A 16456-nucleotide genomic window follows, 5' to 3' on the forward strand; every position below is an offset into this window, starting at 1 on the left:
CCACCCAGGGCAGCAGCTTCAGCAGCCACCGTGAGGAGATCCCTTGCATCTGCGGGACCGACTTCGTTGTCGTGGCCAGCGTCCGGGCCGCGGCCCGGCCCAGGCTCAACGGCGCCTGCTCGGTCTCGGTCTCCACCGGGTCGGTGACAGTCACAGCGAGAACCACCCAATCAATTCGGAAGCCGGGATTGCCCAAGGCAACGAAGAATCAACATAGCAACGGCGTCCGGGCCCACAATGACACGATCGTGTCAGGGAGATAAGTAACAGCCCATTTCGGGCGCGTTCTCCTGGACGCTCGACCGCTGGCAGTCACCCGGGGTTCCCGGCCGTCACCCGGTCGAGAAGATCCGCTTCTCGTAAGGGGAAATCCGGCCGCAGTGGGGACGGGAACAGGCGGCCCCCGCCTGCGGTGAACTGCGCCGAATCGGCGATAATCGCGGCCCGGGTGAGGCCACCCGGATGAATCGAACAATTCCCGGTTGTCCGCCCGGAAATGGGTGGCTAACTTGAGCGTTCCGGCGGTCCTGCGCCGGGTGCGGAAAGGACGTGGATGAACATCTTCGTGGCCGGCGGGCTGTGGGTGGCCGGCGCGGCCGTCGTCGCGGGCGTGATCGCCTACCTGGTCCGGCGGTTCGGCTGGGACGAGGGCCGCCCCGACAACAACGACGCGGCGGGCCAGGTGTTCACCATCGTCGGCGGGCTGCACGCGGTGCTCGTCGCGTTCGTGCTCATCTCGCTGTTCGACTCCGTCGGCTCGGCGACCCAGGACGCGCAGACCGAGGCCGACAGCCTGGTCGCGGCCACCTGGGCGGCCGACGCGCTGCCGGGTGACACGAAGGACCGGGTGCACCAGCTGGCCGTCGCCTACGCGCAGACCGTCGAGCAGCAGGAGTGGCCGCGCCTGACCGACGGCGGGGAGATCCCCGCCACCGGCTGGACCGAGCTCGACCAGATGCGCCAGGCCGTCGCGGCCGTCGACGTCGACGGTGACTGGCTGGTCGACCGCAAGACCGAGGCCAGCAACCAGCTCTGGTCGGTCTACCAGGCGCGCACCCAGCGGCTGAACAACGCGGGCGGCGGCGGGGTCGGCGCGGTCGTCTGGTTCGCGCTCATCCTCGGCAGCGTGATCACGGCGATCCTGCTGCCGAACCTGTTCGGCGGCACGCGGCTCGCCGCGCACATCATCATCGTCTCCACCCTGGCCGGCACGATCACGTTGCTGCTGTTCGCGATCTACCAGCTGCAGAACCCGTTCAGCGGCGGGGCGAAGATCCCGTCGGAGGCGTTCACCAGCGCGCTCGAAAGGCTGGCTTGACCGGCTCGCGGGCCCGCTGGGCGGCGATGCTCGGCGTGGCCGCGGCCGTCTCGGCGCTGCTGGCGGCGACGGGCTGGCTCGCGCCCGCGTCGTCGACGCGCCCGGCGGCCCAGGACCCGGACGCCTGCACGATCCTGCAGGCGGAGAACGAACGCGACGGCGCGCCGACGACGCTCCGGCTCCTGTCGTTGCCCGGCGGCGCCACGAAACGCCTGACGCAGGCCGGGTACTGGATCAACGCGATGGGCTACTCCGCGGCGCAGGACGTCGTGTACGGCGTCGCCGACGGCACCCGCGGCGGCCGCTACGACCACGGCGCGCACGCGGTGCGGATCGACGCCTCGGGCGCGGTGACCGACCTCGGCGTGATCGGCCGGGCGGGCGCGCCGCGTCCGGTGTGGAGCCTGGTCACCGGTGCCACGGCCGGCGCGATCGCCGGGAACCGCTGGTACGTGCGGCAGAACAGCGATCTGTACACAGTGGACGTGGACCCGGCGTCGGACGGCTACCTGCGGGTGGTGCACCGGACGGCCCTCCGGCCGGTGACGCTCGCGGCGGGCGTGGACGACTTCGCGTACGACCCGTCGGACGGGCTGCTGTACGGCGTGTCGACGACCACCCGGGGCCACGGCGCGGTCGTCACGCTCGATCCGGCGACCGGGAAGGTCGCCGTGGTGCCCGGGCTGTCGTTCCCGCCCGGCGGCGCGTACGGGTCGGTGGTGCTCGGGCCGGGAGCCGTCTACGCCACGGCCAACCGGGACGGCCACCGGAGCGTCACGTACCGGCTGCCGCGCGACGGCTCGGGTCCCGCGGTCGAGGTCGCGACCGGGCCCGCGCTGGTGAGCGGGGACGCCGCCGGGTGCCTCGCCGAGGCACCGCCGCCGCCGTCCACCACTTCGGCGTCGCCGACCCCCACGCCGACCCCGACCCCGACGACCACCCCGCCGCCTGAGCCGCCCCCGCCGTCCCAGCCACCACCGGTGGAGCAGCCGGCCGCGGTGACGCCCACGCCCACGCCGACCCCGACCCCGGCCCCCGCGCCCACCCCGGCCCCGACGCCGGGCGTGCGGGCGGCACCGCCGCCGAAGACGTCGGCACCGCACGCGCGGCCGACCAAGCAAGCCGAGCCGGTCGTGCGGGACACCGCTGCACGGACCGAGGAAAAACGCCGGTGGGGGGTGACGGCGCTGATCCTGGTCCTGGGCGGCGGCGCGGCGGCCGGCCACGTCCGCCGGCACCGTTAACGCCCCGGTCTTCTCGAAGACGGCCGACGTCCACTTCGGCCACCCAGACTCCTCCTCCGGTGCGGTCCACGCGTCGGAGGAGGAGAAACGGGATGAAGCGGGTAAGAATCGCCCTGGTCGCCGGGGTGCTGGCAGTGCCGCTCGCGGCCGCGGGCCCGGCCGCCGCGCACGGCCACGGGCCGCGGGCCGGCGACGACCACTACCGCGTGCGGGCCGGGCGGACGCTGACCGGTGGCGTGCTCGGCAACGACCGCTCGGCCACCGCCGTCGTCCGGCACACCGCCGCGGCGCACGGGACCGTGTCGATCGGCGCGGACGGGACGTTCCACTACACGCCCGCACCCGGGTTCACCGGCCGGGACTCCTTCACCTACACCGTTTCCGACGCGGTGAAGCTGTTCCCGACGAACCTCCCGCCGCTGGCCACCCTCGGCGGCGTGCCGATCACGGGCGGCGCGTACGGCTCGGCGCTGACCCCGGTCCCCGGTGAGCGCGACGAGGTCTACGGCCTCACCGACCGCGGCCCCAACGTCGACGCGCCCGACGGCGGCAAGATCGAGCCGCTGCCCGCGTTCACGCCCGCGATCGGGAAGTTCCGGCTCCGCGACGGGAAAGCCGTGCTGGAGCGGAAGATCCCGCTGCGCGCGGCCGACGGCACCCCGTACAACGGCCAGGTCAGCCCGCTCGCCGACACCGGCGAGAAGATCGTCGACCTGAACGGCACCGTGCTCCCGAAGTCGGTGAACGGCTACGACTCCGAAGGCCTGGTCGCGCAGAAGGACGGCACCTTCTGGGTGTCCGACGAGTACGGCCCGTTCATCACGCACTTCGGCCGCGACGGCCGCGCGCTCGAACGCCTTTCGCCGTACGACGGCTCGCTGCCCGGCGAGCTCAAGTACCGCGTGCCCAACAAGGGCATGGAAGGCCTCGCGCTCACCCCGGACGGCCGGACGCTCGTCGGCATCATGCAGTCGGCGCTGCAGCAGCCCGACCTCACGAAGAAGCCGGGCAACGTCACGACGCTGCGGATCGTCACCGTCGACCTGCGCACCCGCGCCACCCACGAGTACCTCTACCTGCTCGACGACCCGGACACGACGAGCACCGCGGTCAGCGAGATCACCGCGCTCTCGGCGACACGCTTCCTCGTCGACGAGCGCGACGGCAAGAAGGAACCGGGCGCCTACAAGAAGCTCTTCGAGATCGACCTGACCGGGGCCACCGACGTCGGCCCGCGGGCCGCGGGGTACGACGCCGTCAAGGGCGGCGTGCTCGTCGGCGGCAAGAGCATCGACGCCTACGTCGGCAAGGACACCACGGCCGACGCGACGAAGGCCCTCGCCGCCGCCGGCATCACGCCCGTGTCGAAGAAGCTGTTCCTGGACGTCGGCGCGCTCGTCACGGGCCTCGACCCGAGCGGCGGCTTCTTCGGCCACGACAAGGTCGAGGGCGTCGCGACGACCGACGGCGGCCGGACCGTCGTGCTCAGCAACGACAACGACTTCGGCATCGACGGCATCACCAACGCGGCACCGCCGTACGCGCTGCACGCGAAGACGCTGCCGGACGGGCGCCAGGACGACGGCGAGTACCTCGCGGTCGACACGACGCGGCTCCCGGCGGCGACGAGCACCGCGACGGTGACGATCGACGTGCGCTAGTACTTGAACTGGTCGACGTTGTCGGCGGTGATGAGCAGCGGATCGCCCAGCAGGACGGTCTTCGACGCGGCGTCGTACTTCACCGCCGGCAACTCCAGGCTCACCTTGTTGACCGGGCCCAGCGGCTTGCCGTCCGCGACCTGCTTGGCCGTCCACGCGGTCAGGTAGCCCAGCGACTCGACGTTCCACAGGACCGACTGGGAGCACGAGCCGTCGAGCAGGAACGGCTTGATCGCCTGCGGCGTCCCGACGCCGACGGTGAAGACCTGGCCGATCTTCTGCTCCTCGCGCACGGCCTGCGCGACACCGGGGGCGGACGTCGTGCACTCGCCGACCAGGCCGGTGAGGTCCGGGTGGCGGGCCATCAGCTCCTTGGCCAGGTTCGTCGCGTTCTCCTGGTCTTCGCCCGCGTACACGGTTTCGACGAGCTGGGCCTGCGGGTAGTGCGTCGCCGCGTACGCCTTCTGGACCGAGATCCACGTGTTGAGGTTCGCGGCGGCCGGGCCGCACGAGACGATCGCGTACTTGCCGGTGCCGCCGGTCCGCTTCATCAGGGCGTCGGTGAGCGCGGTGCCGATGCCGTCGGCGCTGGCCTGGTTGACGAACACCTCGCGCTGCGTGCCCGGCGCGTCGGTGTCCGACGTGAGCACGTGGATGCCCTTGCCGCGGGCCTCGGCGATCACCGGCGCGAGCGCGGCCGGGTCGTTGGGGGCGACGACGATGACGTCGACCTTCTTCGCGATCAGCTCACGCAGGATCGTCACCTGCGCGTCCGGGTCGACGGTCTTCGGGCCGGTCGACGACCACTCGACGCCCAGCTGCTTCGCCGCCTCGAGGCCGCCGGTGTCCATCGCCTCGAAGTACGGGATGCCGGCGACCTTGGGCACGAACGCGATCCGGGTCGGCGTCGGCGCGGAAGAGCCGGCCAGCTCGCCCGCGCAGCCGCCGAGCGCGAGCGCCGCGGTCAGCAGCAGCGTCGCGACCAGCCCGAACGTCTTCGTCGGCCCTCGCATCCCCACCCATTCCTCAGGACTGTCGAACGGTCTGCGCACGGTGGAGACCAAGGGGGAAGGTAGGGCCCCGCGTAACTGTGGTCAACGGGATGTGCGCAAAGGGTTACGGAAGCGAGTTCTATCTCGTGGGTTTCTGGCGAGGATTCGCCTGCCCGGCGGTGTCGGCTACGCTGGGCGACGATGACTCGCCATTCCGTGCCCGCGCGCTGGTTGCTGCTGTGCGCGCTCGCGCTCGGGGTGGTGGCGATGCACCACGTGCCCGCCGAGCACGGATCCATGGCCCCGATGCCGGTTTCCGCCGCCGCGCACGAGAGCCTGTCGATGCCGGGGCCTCAGGAGCCGGACCGGCTGTCGCCGCCCGGGCACTCGCCGCTGCACGAGTGCCTGGCCGTGCTGACCGCGGTCGTGGTTCTCCTGCTGGTCACGGTGCTCCTGCGGCGCCGGCCACGGCCGGTCGCGCTCGTCCGGCGGCCGGCGGGCGGGCGCCGCGTCGCGCGGCCGCCCCCGACGGCGCCGGCCGGCCGTCTCCTGCTCGCCGCCCACTGCGTGCTGCGGATCTGATCGGCGCGGCTTCGCCGTGCCCATCCGCAGAACTCCAGTGAGGAAGAGAAATGTCCAGGAAGTTCCTGGCGGGCTTCGTGCTGCCCGCCGTCACCGCGCTCGCGTTGTCCGGGTGCGCCACGCAGTCCGACCACAACGACGCCGACGTCACCTTCGCGCAGGCGATGGTCCCGCACCACCGGCAGGCGGTCGAGATGGCGGTACCCGTGCCGCAGCACACGAAGAACCCGCAGGTCATCGCCCTGGCCGACGGGATCGCCAAGGCCCAGCAGCCGGAGATCGACCAGCTGACGGCGTGGCTGAAGCAGTGGGGCGCGCCGGAGCACGGCTCGATGCCGGGCATGGGTTCGATGCCGGGCATGGTCGACACCGGTGACCTCGGCACCCTGCGCGACGCCGCCTACGACCGGAAGTGGCTGACGCTGATGACCGAGCACCACCGCGGCGCGATCGACATGGCCCGCACCGAGCTGGCCCAGGGCGGCAGTGCCGACGCCAAGGCGATGGCCCAGCGGATCGTCGACACCCAGCAGGCCGAGGTGGCCAAGATGACCGCCCTCCTCGCCGCGTGATCCCGGCGTGGTCCCCGGCGAAGCGGCCGGGGACCACGCTGTGGCGCACGAGACACGCGCTTCGGTACCCCTGGGGGGTATAGTCCGATGCATGAGCGAACAGCACGGAGCTTCGTGGGCGACAGCGATCCAGGCGACCCTGCACTGCCTGACCGGCTGTGCGATCGGTGAGATCCTCGGCATGGTCCTCGGCACGGCGTTCGGCCTGCACAACGCGGCCACCGTCGTCCTGTCGATCGTGCTCGCGTTCGTCTTCGGCTACGGCCTGACCATGCGGGGCGTGCTGAAGTCGGGGCTGCCGCTCGCCGCCGCGTTCAAGGTCGCGCTGGCCGCGGACACCGTCTCGATCGCCGTGATGGAGCTGATCGACAACACCGTCGTCGTCGCGATCCCCGGGGCGATGGACGCCGGGCTCGTCAGCTTCCTCTTCTGGCTGGCGCTGGTGCTTTCGCTGGCGATCGCCTTCGTGGTCACCGTGCCGGTGAACAAGTGGATGATCGGGCGCGGCCTCGGCCACGCGAAGGCGCACGCGCACCACCACTGACGGGGAGGTGGCGGCCTCCCCGGAAGGGCTCAGACGCTGGACAGGTCGACCGCGCGGTCGACCTTCCGGCGGTCGAGCACCCGCAGGATGCCTTCCAGCAGGTAGTAGTCGGCGTAGGGGAGCGACACCTCGACGCCGTCCTCGGCCGGCCGGTTGCGGGTGCAGCGCGCGACGCTCGCCTCGGCCCGCGTGGACTTCGTCGTCAGGCAGGTCTGCGAGACCGCCGAAAGGATCCGCAGCGCGCTGTCCCGGTACTGCGCGCGGTGGGTGAGTTCCGCGAGGTCCAGCAGGCCGCACGCCATGATCACGCCGGCCGAGGCGTCCTTGACGTCGTTCGGGGCCTGCGGGGCCAGGTAGTCCCACACCGGCACGTGGTCGGACGTGAGGTGCGACAACGCGAAGTCCGCCAGGCGCTTGGCCGTGGTCAGGAACGACTGGTCGCCGCTGCGCCGGTAGATCGTCGTGAAGCCGTAGACGCCCCACGCCTGTCCGCGCGACCAGCACGACGTCGGGCTGTAGCCCTGCACCGTGCCGGGCCCGATCGGCGCGCCGGTGACCGGGTCGAAGTCGAAGACGTGCGGGGTCGAACCGTCCGGGCGGACGAAGTTGGCCTGCGCGGTTTTCGCGTGTGCCACGGCGATTTCGAGGTACTTCGGGTCACCGGTCTGCTTGCTCGCGAAGGCCAGCAGGTCCAGGTTCATCATCGTGTCCATGATGACGCGGCCCGCGTCCTTCGGGTCGGTCAGCGCGCCCCAGGCGCGGATGAACTTCCCGGCCGGGTTGTAGCGCTTGATGAGCGACGCCGCGGCCTGCACGGCACCCGCGCGCCACTTGTCGTCCCCGGTGAGCCGCCACGCGGTCACCCAAGACGGGGAGAAGAGGAATCCCAGGTCGTGCGTGCCCGTGTCGTTCTGGCGCGGCGCGAGTTTGTCCGCGGACGCCAGCGCGAGGGTCTTGAATTGTTCTTCCCCGCTGTGCAGCCAGGCCAGCCACAACTGGCCGGGCCAGAATCCGCCGACCCAGTCGCCATTCTGCGAATAGGTCCATTTTTCGAACTTCGTGCCGACCGGAAACGCGGTGACGCCGGGGGCGACCGCGCGCAGCTTCGCCACTGCGTAATCGGCCGCTTGGCGGAGCGTCCGGGTGACGGATGCCTGGTCGGAGGCATCGAGGGAGGCCGCCGAGGCGGCCGGGGAGGTGCTGGCGCCGACCGCCACCGCGGCACCGGCCGCGGTGGTCAGCAGGGTTCTCCGGGTAACGCTCACAGGTGCCCGCCATTCCGTGTGGGGAAATGCTCCAGGTGTCCGAAGTTTTACACAATGGACACGAGGTTGTACAGCGGGCGGGCTATTGTTCACGGTTGTGAATTCATGTTCCGCTGGGCGGGATGTTCGCATTGTGGTGGAACACGTTCCGCGGGTCGTAGGCGGCCTTGACCCGCCGCAACCGCGCGAACTTCCCGGCGCCGTAGGAGGCGCGGACGCGGTCTTCTTCGTACTCCGCCATGAAGTTGACGTACCCGCCGACGTTGCCGGAGTGGGGCACGAGCGCCGACCAGAACGCCCGCGTCCACGCCCGGTCCGCGGCGTGCAGCTCCGGCGTCGGCGCGACCGTCGCGATGCCGATGACGTAACCCTCTTCGCGGGCCCCGCCGAACGCGGTCGCGTCGTCGGGTACCGCGGTGAACGCGCCCGTCAGCGGGAACACCGGCATCAGTGACAGGGGAGAAGCCTTGCCGGGCAGGTGGGTGGCGATGACGTCGAGCACGTCGTCGGAGAGTTCGCCCACGTACAAGGACTTTTCGTACGCGAGGAGCCCGCGCGGCGCACCGTCGTCGAGCATCCGCTGAAGCTCGGTGTACGGGATCGGCGTGACGAGTTCGAAGCGCGCGGGCAGCCCGGCCCGGATCCGCGAGACGACCTCGGCGTGCCGGTCCGGCCCGTCGAACCCGGCGACGATCAGCGCGACCCCGGGAGCGCCGTGGTGCTCGGGCGGGACGAACGGCGCCGGCGGCGCGTTCAGCCCGGCGAGCATCGCGCCCGTGCCCGCCGGCAGCGACTCCAGGACGTCGCGGGCGAAGCGCAGGGCCGCGGGTGCTTCGGCGAGGCTCCAGAAGAACATCCCGAGCTCGACCAGCGGCCCGACCGGGTGCAGCCGGAACTCGAACTCCGTGACGACGCCGAAGTTGCCGCCCCCGCCGCGCAGCGCCCAGAACAGGTCCGGGTGCTCGGTTTCCGACGCGCGCAGGACGCGCCCGTCCGCCGTGACGACCTCGGCCGAGAGCAGGTTGTCGACCGAAAGCCCGTGCCGCGCGGTCAGCCAGCCGAAGCCGCCGCCGAGGGTGAGCCCGCCGACGCCGGTGTCGCTGATCATGCCGCCCGGCGTGGCCAGGCCGTGGTCCTGGGTCGCCGCGTCGAGCTCGGCCCAGGTCGCGCCGCCGCCGACGCGCGCGGTGCGAGCGCCGGTGTCGACCTCGATCGTGCGGAGCCCGCCGAGGTCGACGAGCAGGGCGCCGTCGGCCACGGCCGCACCGCCGAAGTTGTGCCCGCCGCCGCGGACGGTGACGTCCAGGCCGGTTTCGCGGGCGTGGGCCAGGGCGGCCGCGACGTCGTCGGGGCCGGCGACGCGCACGATCGACGCCGGCCGCCGGTCGATCTCCCCGTTCCAGACCCGGCGCGCGTCGTCGTAGCCGTCGTCGCCTTCGGCCAGCACGGTGCCCCGGATGCGCCGGCGGAAGGTGTCGCTGAACGTCGTCATCGGCCCAGTTTCACGGGGTGCCGCGCTGATCGGCGGAGACGGCCGCGCGGCCTTCGGGGCAGGACCGGCCGCGCGAACGGGCGAAGGCCCGGCGCGAACGCCGGGCCTTCGCTTCTATCGCGGGGGTGAGGGCAGTCAACCACGCGACGCTCGGGGCTCCCTGGAGCCGCGGTTCAGCAGTGGGGCGCGACCGGGAGGTCGGAGCCCGTCTGCAGGTAGGTGTCGGACACGTAGTTGCCCGGGCCGATCCGGTCCCAGATGTTGCCGGTGCCGAACTTGCCGGTGACCGTGTCGCCCTCGACGTAGCACTCGATGTTCACCTTGGCGTAGTTCGCCGCGAGACCCTTCACGGCGGCCGAAGTGCTGGCGCTGGCCCGGACGTTCATCGGGTCGCCCGCGGTGCTGACGACGCCGGTCGGGCCGGAGCCGGTCCACAGGTAGGTGACGTTCACGTTGCCGTTGTCGGACATGCCGAGGCCGTCCCAGAAGACGCCGTCGGCGAGGTCGATGCCCGCCGGGTTGCCGACCTTGTAGCCGAGGTCGTCCTTACCGCCGTTGTAGCCGTTGTGGTAGGCGGCGTACGCCTCGGGCGTGCCCTGCGCCAGGTCCTTGTACTCGGCTCGCACGGAGGACGGGTTCCAGTAGTCGTCCTTGGTGTTCCACGGGCCGACGTCCCACACCGGCGCGTACTCGCAGCGGCTGTTGTCGGTCTTGCAGACGCGGACGCTGTAGTTCCCGGTGCCCTTCGGCGCCAGGCCGCGCCCGGACGGCAGCGCCACGAAGTGGTCGCGGCTGGTGATGACGTGGCCGTTGGCGGTCGTCCCGCCGGGCAGGCCTTCGCGGGTGGCGTAGATCTTGTAGGTCAGCGCGGCCGTGGCGGCGAGCGCGTTCACCTGCGGCACGCTGTCGGCGCTCAGCGCCAGGCCCGTGACGGCCGGGCGGACGCCGTCGGTGTCGCTGCGCAGGCTGATCCGCGCCTGCACGGCGCTGACGGAGGTCTTGAACGCGGTCCCGGCGGGCGTCCACTCGGTCCAGTCGTTCACCCCGGTGCGACCCCGGACGTCGACCTCGACGGTGGTGCCCTTCGGGGTGTCGGCGGAAAGCTGCGCGCTGACGCGGTTCGCCGCGGAGCCGAGCGCGTGCTCGGCGGTGATGAAGCTGCCTTCGCTGCCGGCGAAGACCTGCGCGGTTCTGTGCCACGCGGCGTCGGCCAGGGTCAGGGTTCCGCCCGCGCCGGTGACGTTGACGTCGTCGTAGTCCACAGTGGACAGTTTCTCGGTCCAGCTCGCGCCGTTCGCGGTCGCGGCCTGGGCGGGGGCTCCGGCCAGCGCCGTCACCGCCCCCGCGGCCAGAACCGCCGCGGTCACGCGGCCGGCCATCGTGATCCGGATCATCCCCGGTTCTCCTCTCGCACCTGTTCACTCGAACGTGGCGAAAGACTGCCGGGGTGGCGTACATGATCCGTACAAGCAGGTTGTGCGTCAGGCCGAGACGATGTGCGGCGCCTCCCGGACGGGCTCCACCGGCTCCGGCGGCCGCGTCGAAAGCTCCCGCCAGATCGCCAGCGCGCGCTCGGAGTAGTCCCGGGACCGCTCCGGCTGCGAAAGCGCCCGGTGCAGTTCCCCGAGCAACTGCGAAACCTCGGCCTCCGACCGCCGGTCGCCGTTGCGGCGGTGCACCGACAGCGAGTTCACCAGCAACAGCTGCGCGTGCGCGAAATCGCCGCTGTGCAGGCACAGCTCGCCGAGGTTCTGGTTCGCGTACCCGACGCAGTGGTCGTCGCCCAGCTCGGTGAAGATCGCGATCGCGCGGTCGACGTGCTCGCGGGCCGCCGCCAGGTTGCCCTGGTGCTGGAACAGCAGGCCCAGCCGTTTGAACGCGTGCGCTTCGCGGTGGCGGTCGCCGATCGCCGCCGACAGCTCCAGGGCGTCGGTGAACCAGCGCTTCGCCGCCGCGTAGCAGCCTCGCGACATCCAGACCGCGCCCGCGCCCAGCCGGGCCACGGCCTCGCCGTGCGGGTCGCCTTCCTCCGCGAACAGCTTCAGCGCCTCGTGGCAGTGGTCGAGCGCGGGGCCGTCCTCGCCGTCGATGCGCAGGATCGTGGCCAGCCCGGTCAGCGCGATCGCCACGCCCTGGGCGTCGCCGACCTGCTCGAACAGTGCCTTCGACTCCTCGAACGCCACCCGCGACCCGGCGTACTCGTCCTGGTAGAGCAGGTACTGGCCGAGGTTGCGCTGCACGATCGCCTCGGCGCGCAGCGAGCCCGTCCGGCGGGCCGCCGCCAGGGCGATCGTGTGGGTGCTGTGCCAGTCGTCCTGGTGCCCGCGCAGGTCGAAGTACGGCGTCAACGCCGACGCCAGCTGCCAGGCCAGGTCGTCGAAGCCGTGCTCGGCGGCCAGCGAGACCGCCGCGACGCTCGTGTGCCGCTCGGCGGCGAACCACGCGGCCGGGTCGGCGGGCACGACGTCGGCGGGCACGGCCGGGCGGGGCAGCTCCTCGTCGGAGTACATGCCGAAGAAGTGCAACGGCATCCGGCGCGCGGCTTCCAGCGCCAGCGCGAGATAGCCGGAGAGAACGCGGTGAAGCGCGGCACGCGTCTTCGCCGCGTCACTCTGCTCCGCCAGCTCCACCGCGTACACGCGCAGAAGGTCGTGAAGCCGGTACCGCGGCTGCCCGGCCGAGTCGGAGCCGACGAGCTCGACCAGGTGCCCGTCGACCAGGACGTCGAGGACGTCTTCGGCGTCGCGGCGGCCCAGCACCGCCGCCACCGCCCACGCCGGGAACTGCACCGGCCCGAGCAGCCCGAGCCCGCGGAACGCCGTCGCGGCCGACATCGGCAGCAGGTCGTAGGACAGCGTCACGCTCGCGCGCACGGCGAGGTCGCCGACCCGCAGCTCGTCGAGCCGCCGGTGTTCGTCGCGCAGCCGGTCGGCCAGCAGGCGCAGCGTCCAGCCCGGCCGGTGCGTCAGCTTCGCGCCGGCCACCCGGATCGCCAGCGGCAGGTGCCCGCACTGGCGCAGGATCGCCGCGGCGCTCTCCGGCTCGGCGGCCACCCGCTCGGCGCCGACGATGCCCTGCAGCAGCCGCGCGGCCTCGGCTTCGGGCAGCAGGTCGACGTCGACGGCCGTCGCCCCGGCGAGCCCGGGCAGCCGGATCCGGCTGGTGACCAGCACCGCGCACGCGCCCGCGCCGGGCAGCAGCGGCCGCACCTGGGCGGCGCTCCCGGCGTCGTCGAGCACGACGCACATCCGCCGCCCGGCCAGCCGGGACCGCAGCAGCGCCGAGCGTTCGGCCGGTTCGCGCCGCAGGCCCACGTCCGGGATGCCCAGCGCGCGCAGCAGTTCGGCGAGCACGCCCATCGGTGCCCGCGGCGACGACGACGTGCCGGCGAGGTCGACGTGCAGCTGGCCGTCGGGGAAGGCGTCGCGGACGGCGTGCGCGACCCGGACGGCGACCGCCGACTTGCCGACGCCGGGCGCGCCGGACAGCACGATCACGGCGGGCGCGCCGGACTCCGCGCGCTCGCGCATCAGGGCGACGACCTCGCGGATCACGTCGTCGCGGCCGGTGAAGTCCGGCAGGTCGAGCGGCAGCTGGCAGACCGGGACGACGTCGGCGGGGCGCGCGGCGAGCACGCTCTCCGGCACCAGCGTCGCGCGCAGTTCTCGCAGCCGGGCGCCGGGTTCGGCGCCGAGCTCTTCACGCAGAACGCGTTCCGCGGATTCGTACGCCTCGATGGCGTCGGTGGTCCGGCCCGCGGCCCGGAGCGCGACGATCAGCTGCGCCCAGAGCTCTTCGCGCAGCGGGTGTTCGGTGACCAGGCCGCGCAGCTCGGCGACGGCTTCGCCGCAGCGGCCGAGGTCGATCCGCGCCCGCAGGCGCTGTTCCTGCACGGAAAGCCGGAGCTCGGCCAGCCGGGCGACGGTCGCGCCCCAGCTGTGGTCGTGGGGGAGTCCTTCGAGGACTTCGCCGCGCCACAACGCGTCGGCGCGATCGAGGAGTTTGAGAGCGCTCTCGGCGTCGCCGCGATCGAGCGCTTCCTGCGCTTCCGCGGCCAAGGCCGTGAACGCGACGTGGTCCAGTTCGCCGGGCGCCGCGGTCAGCAGGTAGCCGGAGGCCCGGCTGCTGATCCGCTCGCCGAGGCCGGGGTCGATCTCGGCGAACCGTCTTCGCAGCGAATGGACGTACGTCCGGATGTTGGCCGCGGCCGACCGCGGTGCCGAATCCGGCCACAGCACCTCGACCAGCACGTCCGCGGACACGACGACGTTCGGCTGCAGGGCCAGGGCGGCCAGCAGCAGCCGGGGCTTCGGCCCGCCGAGCGGGAGCACCTGCCCGGCGGCGGTGACCTCCAGCGGACCGAGGACGCGGATCTTAAGCGAGGTGGCCTCAACCTGCCCGATGAGTTCCCCCATGAGCCGGATGCTATGGCCCGTTCGACCGCGGGGATAGATCCATTCGGAGTGTCCGTGCCGTTTGTACGGGACGTGTACGGCCCCGGGTCACGCTCCCGCCATGAATCGTTCGAACCTCCGGCGCACGGCCGGGCTAGGGGTCGTCCTCGCGACGGTGGGCGTGCTGGCGGTCGGCGGCGCGCTCGAGGCATCGGCCGCGTCGACCGGCACCGTCAAGACCGCGGGCGACCCGCTCAACGTCCGCCGCGCGCCCACCGCGAGCGCCACGGCCGTCAAGACCGTCGCGAACGGCGCGTCCGTGGCCATCGACTGCCAGGTCACCGGCTCCTCGGTGACCGGGACCTACGGCACGGGCACGTTGTGGGACTACGTGCCCGCACTGGGCGGGTACATCTCGGACACCTACGTCTACACCGGCTCCGACCAGCGGATCGCGCCCGACTGCGGGGTCGGCTCGGGCAGCGGCCAGTGCGCCGACGCGTGCGCGGGCGAAGGGCAGTACCGCTCGTCCGACTCGCACTTCCTGGTCTACGACACGAAGGCCGACGGCTATTCGGCCGTCGTCGCGTACTGGCTCAAGGGCGGCGCGGGCCCGTTCTACGTCTGGAACTCCGGCGGTGAGGGCACGAAGGTCGACAAGGCCGTGACCGTCCCGGCCGGGGGCTGGGTCTTCTACAAGGTCTGCGTCGCGAACTACACCACCGCCAAGCCGGACCTGAAGTCCTGCAGCGAAGGCCTCACCGACTTCGCGGCCTGACCGCGTCTCCCCTCCCCGAAAGGCATTCCGACATGGTTCAGGTCAACCGGCGCAAGGTGCTCCTCGGCGGGCTCGCCGCGGTCACCGCCACCGCGGCTTCGGCGGCGCTGCCGTCCTGGGCGAACGCCCGCACGACGGTGGCCGCCCCGGCGATCCACGACCCCTTCCAGCTCGGCGTCGCGTCCGGCGATCCGCTGCCCGACAGCGTGGTGCTGTGGACGAGACTCGCGCCGGCGCCGCTCAACGCCGACGGGTACGGCGGCATGCCGGACGCCACCTACGCGGTCGACTGGGAGATCGCGAACGACGAGGCGTTCACCTCGATCGTGCAGCGCGGCACGGCGAACGCGGTCCGCGCGTCCGCGCACAGCGTCCACATCGAACCGACGGGCCTCGAGCCGGCGCACGAATACTTCTACCGCTTCAAGAGTTCCGGGTACCTCTCGCCGGTCGGCCGGACGCGCACCGCGCCCGCCGCGGGCGCCGCGGTCAACCAGCTCAAGTACTGCTTCACGTCCTGCCAGCACTGGGAGGAGGGCTACTACCACGCGTACAAGGGCGTCGTGGCCGACGACCCGGACCTGGTGCTGTTCCTCGGCGACTACATCTACGAGAAGAAGTCCGGCCGCGCCGCGCAGGACCGCAACCCGCGCAGCCTCGCCGTCGCCGACGACGCGACCACCCTCGCCCTTTACCGCGCCCGCCACGGCCAGCACAAGACGGACGCCGACCTGCAGGCCGCGCACGCGATCGCGCCCTGGCTGGTGGTCTTCGACGACCACGAGGTCCAGAACAACTGGAACGGCACGACGTCGCCGGCCCCGGCCGCGCGCAAGGCCGCCGGGTTCCAGGCGTTCTACGAGCACACGCCGATCCGCTCCACCGCGAAGCCGAACGGCGCGTCGATCCAGCTGTACCGCCAGTTCGTCTGGGGCAACCTGGCCCGGTTCCACATGCTCGACACGCGCCAGTACCGCAACGCGCAGGTGCCCGACCCCTCCGGCTCGGCGGGCCCGGCCTGCACGGACATGCGCAACACCTCGCGCAGCATCCTCGGCGGCACCGAAGAGGCGTGGCTGCTCAAGCAGTTCGAGTCGCACCCGGCCACCTGGGACTTCCTCGGCCAGCAGGTCTTCTTCGCCACGCGGGACGGCGACGGCGACAGGGCCACCTGCGAGAGCCCGGACTCGTGGCAGGGCTACGAGGCCTCGCGCGACCGGATCGCGAAGGGCTGGGTCGACCGGAAGGTCGCCAACCCGGTCGTCCTCACCGGCGACGTCCACCGGCACTGGGCCGCCGACCTGCGGCTCGACTACTTCGACCACAGCGACCCGCTGATCGGCTCGGAGCTGGTCACGACGTCGGTGACGAGCAACAGCGACGACGCCACCCCGCCCAGCGCGGCCTGGCTCGCCAACAACCCGCACATCAAGTACTGCAAGGGCGAGCGCGGCTACGTCCGCGTCACAACCACGCCGTCGCAGATGCGAGCGGATTTCATGACGACGTCCGACACCAGTGTCTACGACCCGGCGAAAGTGGTGATCAAGAACGATATCAGTTACGTAGTGCAAGCAGGCACGCCTGGCCTGCACAAAGTCTGAGACTGTTCGC

Annotated in this window: 13 protein-coding genes and 1 pseudogene; 8 read left to right on the forward strand and 6 right to left on the reverse strand. The window is 72.0% G+C overall.

The window, feature by feature from the left end; all coding sequences use genetic code 11:
* Window positions 1-154, reverse strand: a pseudogene (locus ACYVLJ_RS37885) (Crp/Fnr family transcriptional regulator); the annotation flags it as partial.
* A gap of 399 nt (window positions 155-553) precedes the next feature.
* Between ACYVLJ_RS37885 and ACYVLJ_RS37890 the strand changes: the two are divergent.
* The 3 genes from ACYVLJ_RS37890 (at window position 554) to ACYVLJ_RS37900 (ending at window position 4223) form a co-directional block, all read left to right on the forward strand.
* Entirely contained in the window at window positions 554-1318 is a 765-nt protein-coding gene (locus ACYVLJ_RS37890) for a bestrophin-like domain (RefSeq protein ID WP_451979053.1), read from the forward strand.
* Entirely contained in the window at window positions 1315-2562 is a 1248-nt protein-coding gene (locus tag ACYVLJ_RS37895) for a DUF6923 family protein (RefSeq protein WP_460442283.1), read from the forward strand. The genes ACYVLJ_RS37890 and ACYVLJ_RS37895 overlap by 4 nt, the downstream gene beginning before the upstream one ends.
* Before the next feature lie 92 nt (window positions 2563-2654).
* Entirely contained in the window at window positions 2655-4223 is a 1569-nt protein-coding gene (locus ACYVLJ_RS37900; protein WP_460442284.1) for an esterase-like activity of phytase family protein, read from the forward strand.
* On the opposite strand, the gene ACYVLJ_RS37905 is transcribed toward ACYVLJ_RS37900, so the two are convergent.
* On the reverse strand, window positions 4220-5236 hold the full coding sequence (locus ACYVLJ_RS37905; RefSeq protein WP_460442285.1) for an autoinducer 2 ABC transporter substrate-binding protein: 1017 nt from the start codon (window positions 5234-5236) through the stop codon (window positions 4220-4222). The two genes, ACYVLJ_RS37900 and ACYVLJ_RS37905, sit on opposite strands and share 4 nt — an antisense overlap.
* Before the next feature lie 180 nt (window positions 5237-5416).
* On the opposite strand from ACYVLJ_RS37905, the gene ACYVLJ_RS37910 reads away from it, so the two are divergent.
* The 3 genes from ACYVLJ_RS37910 (at window position 5417) to ACYVLJ_RS37920 (ending at window position 6913) form a co-directional block, all read left to right on the forward strand.
* Entirely contained in the window at window positions 5417-5797 is a 381-nt protein-coding gene (locus tag ACYVLJ_RS37910) for a DUF6153 family protein (RefSeq protein ID WP_460442286.1), read from the forward strand.
* A gap of 50 nt (window positions 5798-5847) precedes the next feature.
* Complete coding sequence (locus ACYVLJ_RS37915; protein ID WP_460442287.1) at window positions 5848-6369, forward strand: DUF305 domain-containing protein; 522 nt, start codon at window positions 5848-5850, stop codon at window positions 6367-6369.
* A gap of 91 nt (window positions 6370-6460) precedes the next feature.
* Window positions 6461-6913 carry a DUF4396 domain-containing protein gene (locus ACYVLJ_RS37920; RefSeq protein ID WP_451979071.1) on the forward strand — a complete coding sequence of 151 codons (453 nt, stop codon included), beginning with the start codon at window positions 6461-6463 and terminating at the stop codon, window positions 6911-6913.
* A gap of 29 nt (window positions 6914-6942) precedes the next feature.
* On the opposite strand, the gene ACYVLJ_RS37925 is transcribed toward ACYVLJ_RS37920, so the two are convergent.
* The 4 genes from ACYVLJ_RS37925 to ACYVLJ_RS37940 all read right to left on the reverse strand — a co-directional run bounded on the left by ACYVLJ_RS37925 (window position 6943) and on the right by ACYVLJ_RS37940 (window position 14085).
* Window positions 6943-8178 carry a glycoside hydrolase family protein gene (locus ACYVLJ_RS37925; RefSeq protein ID WP_460442288.1) on the reverse strand — a complete coding sequence of 412 codons (1236 nt, stop codon included), beginning with the start codon at window positions 8176-8178 and terminating at the stop codon, window positions 6943-6945.
* Window positions 8179-8281: 103 nt separating this feature from the next.
* Window positions 8282-9670, reverse strand: a complete 1389-nt coding sequence (locus ACYVLJ_RS37930; RefSeq protein ID WP_460442289.1) for an FAD-binding oxidoreductase — start codon at window positions 9668-9670, stop codon at window positions 8282-8284.
* Between the two features lie 173 nt (window positions 9671-9843).
* On the reverse strand, window positions 9844-11064 hold the full coding sequence (locus ACYVLJ_RS37935; RefSeq protein ID WP_460442290.1) for a hypothetical protein: 1221 nt from the start codon (window positions 11062-11064) through the stop codon (window positions 9844-9846).
* 87 nt (window positions 11065-11151) lie between these two features.
* Window positions 11152-14085 carry an AfsR/SARP family transcriptional regulator gene (locus ACYVLJ_RS37940; RefSeq protein WP_460442291.1) on the reverse strand — a complete coding sequence of 978 codons (2934 nt, stop codon included), beginning with the start codon at window positions 14083-14085 and terminating at the stop codon, window positions 11152-11154.
* Window positions 14086-14185: 100 nt separating this feature from the next.
* Between ACYVLJ_RS37940 and ACYVLJ_RS37945 the strand changes: the two genes are divergently transcribed.
* Complete coding sequence (locus tag ACYVLJ_RS37945; protein WP_460442292.1) at window positions 14186-14842, forward strand: hypothetical protein; 657 nt, start codon at window positions 14186-14188, stop codon at window positions 14840-14842.
* 32 nt (window positions 14843-14874) lie between these two features.
* Window positions 14875-16446 (forward strand): alkaline phosphatase D family protein, encoded by a 1572-nt coding sequence (locus ACYVLJ_RS37950; RefSeq protein WP_460442293.1) that lies wholly within the window; start codon window positions 14875-14877, stop codon window positions 16444-16446.
* Window positions 16447-16456: the final 10 nt, after the last annotated feature.

It is taken from the genome of Amycolatopsis stemonae (assembly GCF_054781455.1).

Coding starts and splice junctions, on each gene's coding strand:
- ACYVLJ_RS37890 (WP_451979053.1), top strand. CDS start 554: ATGAACATCTTCGTGGCCGGCGGGCTGTGGGTGGCCGGCGCGGCCGTC.
- ACYVLJ_RS37915 (WP_460442287.1), top strand. CDS start 5,848: ATGTCCAGGAAGTTCCTGGCGGGCTTCGTGCTGCCCGCCGTCACCGCG.
- ACYVLJ_RS37940 (WP_460442291.1), bottom strand. CDS start 14,085: ATGGGGGAACTCATCGGGCAGGTTGAGGCCACCTCGCTTAAGATCCGC.
- ACYVLJ_RS37945 (WP_460442292.1), top strand. CDS start 14,186: ATGAATCGTTCGAACCTCCGGCGCACGGCCGGGCTAGGGGTCGTCCTC.
- ACYVLJ_RS37910 (WP_460442286.1), top strand. CDS start 5,417: ATGACTCGCCATTCCGTGCCCGCGCGCTGGTTGCTGCTGTGCGCGCTC.
- ACYVLJ_RS37920 (WP_451979071.1), top strand. CDS start 6,461: ATGAGCGAACAGCACGGAGCTTCGTGGGCGACAGCGATCCAGGCGACC.
- ACYVLJ_RS37900 (WP_460442284.1), top strand. CDS start 2,655: ATGAAGCGGGTAAGAATCGCCCTGGTCGCCGGGGTGCTGGCAGTGCCG.
- ACYVLJ_RS37950 (WP_460442293.1), top strand. CDS start 14,875: ATGGTTCAGGTCAACCGGCGCAAGGTGCTCCTCGGCGGGCTCGCCGCG.
- ACYVLJ_RS37930 (WP_460442289.1), bottom strand. CDS start 9,670: ATGACGACGTTCAGCGACACCTTCCGCCGGCGCATCCGGGGCACCGTG.
- ACYVLJ_RS37935 (WP_460442290.1), bottom strand. CDS start 11,064: ATGATCCGGATCACGATGGCCGGCCGCGTGACCGCGGCGGTTCTGGCC.
- ACYVLJ_RS37905 (WP_460442285.1), bottom strand. CDS start 5,236: ATGCGAGGGCCGACGAAGACGTTCGGGCTGGTCGCGACGCTGCTGCTG.